The sequence below is a fragment of the Streptomyces sp. SX-6 genome (genome assembly GCF_059089585.1).
Genome location: NZ_JBTHHU010000029.1, coordinates 95417 through 101584 on the forward strand (window position 1 = coordinate 95417; position 6168 = coordinate 101584).

Genomic DNA, 6168 nt, shown 5'->3' on the forward strand with positions numbered 1-6168 from the left:
GAGTATGACCCGGGTCACTCCGACAGACGGACGATCAGCGGATCCTCCGGAGCGACCGGCTCCGCGTCCGCCCCGAAGTCCTCGGCGAGCTGCGCGACAATCCGTTCGGTGGCGCGGCCGTCACCGAACGGATTGCCCGCGGTCGCCATCCGCTCGTACGCCGCCGGATCGTCCAGCAGCCGTATCGCCGCGTCCAGGATCACCTCCGGCACGGTACCGACCAGCGCGGCCGCACCCGCCTCCACCGCCTCGGGCCGCTCCGTGGTCGTCCGCAGGACCAGGGCCGGCTTGCCGAGGCTCGGCGCCTCCTCCTGCACACCGCCCGAGTCGGTCAGCACGATGTCGCACGCGGCGAGCGTGGCGGAGAAGTCGAGGTAGCCCAGCGGCTCCACCACCCGGATGTTCGGGTGACCGGTCAGCTCGGGGAGCAGAGCCTCCCGCACCGCCGGGCTCTTGTGCAGCGGCAGCAGAAGCTCCACGTCGCCCCGGTCGGCGAGACGCCGCAGCGCCCGGCCCATGCCCCGCATCGTGTCGCCCTGGTTCTCCCGGCGGTGCAGGGTGAGCAGGACACGCCGCAGACCGGTGGTGAAGTGGCTGCGCCCCGCACCCCGGTCCAGGACCCACAGCAGATTGTCGATGACGGTGTTGCCGGTCGTGAACACCTCCGATTCCGGCACGCCTTCGGCCGTGAGATGCCCGGCCGCACGGGGCGTGGGCGCGAAGTGCCAGCGCGCCACGCGCCCGATGAGCCGCCGGTTGAGCTCCTCGGGGAAGGGGTTGTCGGGCACCCCGGTGCGCAGGCCCGCCTCGACGTGGGCGACGGGCACGTGCTCGTAGAACGCCGCGAGGGCGCCGGTGAGGGCGGTCGTCGTGTCGCCCTGCACGATCACGAGGTCGGGGCGCTGGTCACGGATCACCTCGCCCAGGCCGTCGATCAGCCGGGCGGTGAGGGTGGACAGCTGCTGGCGCTCGCGCATCACGTCGAGCTCGGTGCGTTCGTGGATCTGGAGGAGGTCCAGCATCTGGTGCAGCATCTCGCGGTGCTGGCCGGTGGTCACGACGAGGGGCTCGAAGAGCGGGGACGCGGCCATGCCGCGCACCACCGGCGCGAGCTTGATCGCCTCCGGGCGGGTTCCCAGCACGAGCATGGCCCGCACCGGCGCGTTGAGCATGTTCGGGGCATCAGTCATGTTCGAAGACATGGTTCTCCCTCGGGGAAGAGTCGGGGAAGAGTCTGCGGTGAGGTCGCCGGCGTTACGTACGCGCGGTCTTGAGCCAGGTCTGCTTGCCGGTCAGCATCCGCCACAGCCCCCACCATCCGGCGGCGAACCATATGTAGCCGTAGAAGATGAAGACATGGGACAGCAGGACCGCGCGCATCAGCCCGAGGCCCTGTTCGCGCCGGGAGTACACCCAGCCGTAGATGTACGCCGCCGTGAACGACAGCACGTAGGGGCCGAGCAGCCACATCGGGCCGATCAGCGAGTGCCCGGCCTCGAACGAGCCGATGACCGTGCCGCCCACGGCGACGAGGAAGGACAGCGGCAGCAGTGAGGTGAGCAGGATCAGCACCGGGCTGGAGAGGTGGTAGAGCAGGTCCACCGCGGCCCGGACAGGGACTTCGCGGACGATCAGCGGGACGAGGCTCGCCGACTGCAGGTGCCCCTGGAACCAGCGCGAGCGCTGGCGCACCAGGCGCCGTACGTCGAGCACGGCCTGCTGGGAGACCGCGGCCGAGGTGCAGTGCTGGTTGGTCCAGCCGCCGGCGATCAGCCGTACGCCGAGGTCGAGGTCCTCGGTGAGCGAGTCGCTCCACGGGCCGGAGCCGTCCTCGCCCATGAGGGTGTCGAGCGCGGCGAGCCGCATGAACTGGCCGTTGCCGCCCATCCCGACGCTGCCGATGTAGCGCCGGGCGCTCTGGAAGATGTCGCCGTAGACGACGAACTCCATGTCCTGGAGCCGGGCGAGCATGCCCTGATGGCGGTTGTACATCCGCACACCGATCTGGGTTCCGCCGGTGCGCGGGTTGTCGAAGTACGGGTCGACCGCCTGGACCACGTGCTGGTCGAGCCGCCCGTCCGCGTCCACGACGCAGACGATGACATCGTGCGGGTCGCGCCCGTCGAGCAGGCCCGCCTCCCGCAGATGACGGATCCCGGCGTTGAGCGCGGCTCCTTTTCCCTTGCGGGCATTGGGCAGTTGGCGCTGGAGCAGCCGGACCCGGTGGGGCTCGGCTGCACGGGCGAGGTGCGCGATCTCGCCCGTACGGTCGTCGGAGGCGTCGTCGATGACCAGGGCCAGGACGTTCCCGGCGGGCAGGGCGGTGATCCGGGCCAGGCTCTCCGCGAGGACCTTCTCCTCGTTCAGACAGGCGAGAAGGAAGATGTACAGGCGCTCCTCGCGCGGGCCGCGACCGCGCCGGAAGTGGCGCCGCGAGAGAAGAAAGAGAGAAGTGTTGTAGCACCCGGCCATCACGATGATGGCGATGCTGGACCAGATCAGGATTTCGGTGTTCACCGGCGACCGCCGGCATGACGGCCGGCGGGACGACCGCCGGAATTCCGTATGCCGAACCAGAATTTCGCCGCAAGAAGCGCCGCGGCGATCGTGCAGTAGAGCAGAAAGCCCGCCCCGGCGGCTTCCTGGAGGTCTTTTGCGAACGGCAGTCCCGGCAGTACATGCGGGGCCGCCGTCAGCCCGGCCATGGGCACCACCGTGCCCAGAGCGGGTTTTCCGTACATGAGTTCCCCCCGGAATTCGACCCCGACCGAGGCTCGATCGAAGCTTGTGGGGACCGTAGCAGACCAGGGAAGACGTGCCGCCGTCCTGATGCAATCCACTCAATCGGAATTGACGCCTCTGGTGACCGGTCGGTAATTTCGCCTGCTCGGAACGGGGCTGTGATGAATGAGGCGTGTGGTCTACGCCAATGCGTTTGTCGATAAGTGACGATGTCGGCTCGGAATTGCCCATTAACGGCGTGTTGACAGGGGTGCCGGTCGCCACAAGAATCGGCCAACTATCGGGCCTGTTCCCGGTGTCCGGGGGGACGGCGGGGGACGGCAAAGATATCTCAATCAGGGGGGAAGGGAAATGAAAAAATCCCGGAGGAGAACACACAAGTTCCGTATCCCGCTCGCTGCCGCGATAGCCGCGGTCCTGCTGGGCGGCGTCGCGCTTTCCACCGGCTACGGGGCCGAACCGGCCGCGAAGCCCGCACCGAAGCCGTCGCAGCATCAGCACGGGTCCGCGTTGGCCGCGGGGCTGTCGCAGGCGTCGGCCAAGGACCTCAAGGCCCGGGTGGCGGCGGAGCTGGCGAACGACAAGCTGCGCAAGGCGAAGAAGCTCGTCATCCGCCCGGCCGCCGCACACGCCACGGCCGCCAAGGCCGCTCCGGTCAAGGCCGCTCCGGCGGTGGCGAAGACAACACCCGCTGTTCGTGCGGGAGTTGCCACCGCCACTCCCGCCGCCACGGGCGGCGCCTCCGCGCTCGTCCTCTACGACAACACCGGCCCCTACGGGTCGCTGGGCGAGCTCTACGCGATGGCGACCGCCAACCTCGGCGGCCACTTCGGCACCGTGACCTCCAAGCCCGTCTCGTCCTACACGGCGGGCATGGTCAACCAGTACACGGCCACGGTCTACATCGGCTCGACCTACTACGGCGGTTCCCTGCCCGACGCCGTTCCGGCCGCGTTCTACCAGGACGCCCTGGCGACCAGCCACCCCGTGACCTGGATCGGCGACAACATCTGGGGCATGGCCAACGCCGTCGGCGTCACCAAGTTCGAGCAGCAGTACGGCTGGGACCCCACCAACTCCTACTTCGCGCCCAACGGCAGCGTCGGGAACCTCAACCAAGTCGCCTACAAGGGACAGCAGTTGACCCGCATCATCCCGGCCGGCCAGGACGGGGGAGTGCTGCACCCGGCGCTGCTGACCGGCCCCGGTTATCCGCAGGTCACCCAGCTCGCCCAGGCCAAGGACGGCACCACGGGCGCGACCAGCCCCTGGGCGATCCGCTCGGGCAACCTGACCTACGTCGGGGAGATCCCCTTCGAGTACGTCTCCGAACAGGACCGGGTCATCGCCTTCGAGGACCTGCTCTTCGACGGCCTCGCCCCGCAGACCGCCGAACGGCACCGGGCGTACGTACGGCTCGAGGACATCAGCCCCATGTCCAGTCCGGGGGACCTGCGGCGGATGGCGGACTATCTGTTCTCGCAGAAGATCCCGTACGGGATCAACGTCATCCCCGTCTACACCGACCCCAACGGCTACTACAACAACGGCACCCCCCAGACCGTCACCCTGGCCCAGGAGCCTCAGGTCGTCTCCGCGATCCAGTACATGCTGGCGCACGGGGCGACGCTGATGAACCACGGCTTCACCCACCAGTACAGCAACGTGAACAACCCCTACACCGGCGTCACCGGCGACGACTTCGAGTTCTTCCGCGCCCACATCGACTCCGCGAACAACGTGGTCCTCGACGGGCCGCCGGCCGAGGACTCCGCGGTGTGGGCCCAGACGCGCGTCACCTCCGCCCTCGCCGCCTTCCAGGCGGCCGGGCTGCCGAAGCCCGCGTACTGGACCACCCCCCACTACGCGGCCTCCGCGGCCGACTACGGTGTCTTCGGTCAGAACTACACTGCGAGACTGGAGCGTTCGTTGTACTTCGCAGGCACGCTCAGCGGCGGAACGGTGGATTCCAGCCGCTACATCGGTCAGTTCTTCCCGTACGCGGTCAAGGACGTCTACGGCACGACGGTCCTGCCGGAGGATCTCGGCAACTACGAGCCCCTGCCGTACAACAACCACCCGGCGAGGCTGCCCGCCGACCTGATCGCCGCGGCCAAGGCCAACCTGGCCGTCCGTGACGGCGTGGCCAGCTTCTTCTACCACCCGTACTACGACACGGCCCCGCTCCAGCAGACGATCGACGGCATCCGCGCCCTCGGTTACACCTTCGTCTCCCAAGCGGACCTGGCGCAGTGAGAGCGACGAAGAGGGCGGCCGCGGCGCTGGCGGCCCTGGCCGCCCTCTTCCTCGCAGGGTGCTCAGCCGGTGACGACGATCCCCCCGAGGAGAGGAAGGCGAGCGAGATGAAGGGGTTCACGCTCCCCGCGTGGAACAAGGACGACTACAGCAGTCCCAAAGCCGAAACGTATCTCCGGCAGATCGCCGCCACCGGTGCGCGGTGGGTGACCTTCACCCCGACCTGGTACCAGGACCGTGTCACCGACTCCGCCCTGCACACGACGGAGGAGACCGCCGGTGACGACAGCCTGCGCCACATCATCGCCCTGGCGCACTCCGCCGGGCTCAAGACCATGGTCAAGCCCCATGTCGACCTGGTGAAGGGCGGCGACCGGGCCGAGATCCGGCCGGGCGACCCGGACGCGTGGTTCGCGGCGTACGAACGCTTCATCACGCACTACGCCGCTCTCGCCGCCGACACCGGCGTCGACCAGTTCGCCGTCGGCACCGAGCTCGCGGGCACGTCGCGCGACGGCGCGCGCTGGGGCGGCGTCATCGCCGCCGTCCGCGCCCGCTACAAGGGGCCGCTCACGTACGCCGCGAACTACGACGAGTACCGGAAGATCCCCTTCTGGAAGGACCTCGATGTCATAGGCATCGACGCCTACTGGCCGCTGGGCGACAAGGCGACGGCGGACGTCGCCCGGCTGCGCGAGGCGTGGCGGCCGATCGCGAAGAAGCTGGAGGCCTTCTCCGCCGAGCAGCAGCGCAAGATCCTCTTCACCGAGGCGGGTTACGTCAGCCAGCGGGGCTCCACCACCGCCCCGTACTCCTGGACCGTCAGCAAGCGCAACGGCGACGAGGAACAGGCCGCGGCCTACGAGGCGTTGCTCGCCTCCTTCGACGGCAAGCCGTGGTGGGCGGGGGTCTGCTGGTGGATGTGGGACGACTGGCCGGATGCGGGGGAGACGCCGAAGCGGCTCGCGTACACGCCGCACGGGAAGCCGGCGGAGGGGGTCGTACGGAAGTGGTGGGGGGCGGGGAGGTAGGCCGCCCCGGTCCCACCCTCTCGCCGTCTCCCGGGGCTCCGCCCCCGGACCCCGCTTCGGGGGCTCCGCCCCCGGGCCCCCTTGTCGCGGCTTCGCCGCTCGTCCTCAAGCGCCGGACGGGCTGGACATCCGCCCGTCC

Annotated in this window: 5 protein-coding genes; 2 read left to right on the forward strand and 3 right to left on the reverse strand. The window is 69.2% G+C overall.

All coding sequences use genetic code 11. From position 1 onward, the window contains the following. Window positions 1–14: 14 nt before the first annotated feature. Genes wecB through ACV530_RS28150 form a run of 3 tightly spaced genes read right to left on the reverse strand, consistent with a single transcriptional unit; the run spans window position 15 to window position 2705 of the window. Entirely contained in the window at window positions 15–1202 is a 1188-nt protein-coding gene (wecB, locus tag ACV530_RS28140; protein ID WP_494335440.1) for a non-hydrolyzing UDP-N-acetylglucosamine 2-epimerase, read from the reverse strand. Window positions 1203–1254: 52 nt separating this feature from the next. Further along, window positions 1255–2517, reverse strand: coding sequence for a glycosyltransferase (locus tag ACV530_RS28145; protein WP_494335441.1), 1263 nt, complete (start codon window positions 2515–2517; stop codon window positions 1255–1257). Then, complete coding sequence (locus tag ACV530_RS28150; RefSeq protein ID WP_494335442.1) at window positions 2514–2705, reverse strand: hypothetical protein; 192 nt, start codon at window positions 2703–2705, stop codon at window positions 2514–2516. Before ACV530_RS28150 ends, ACV530_RS28145 begins: the two co-directional genes overlap by 4 nt. A gap of 388 nt (window positions 2706–3093) precedes the next feature. On the opposite strand from ACV530_RS28150, the gene ACV530_RS28155 reads away from it, so the two are divergent. After that, a complete protein-coding gene (locus tag ACV530_RS28155; RefSeq protein WP_494335443.1) occupies window positions 3094–4998 on the forward strand; it encodes a DUF2334 domain-containing protein in 1905 nt (634 codons plus the stop codon). Beyond that, on the forward strand, window positions 4995–6029 hold the full coding sequence (locus ACV530_RS28160) for a glycoside hydrolase family 113 (protein WP_494335444.1): 1035 nt from the start codon (window positions 4995–4997) through the stop codon (window positions 6027–6029). Before ACV530_RS28155 ends, ACV530_RS28160 begins: the two co-directional genes overlap by 4 nt. The last annotated feature ends 139 nt before the right edge of the window (window positions 6030–6168 follow it).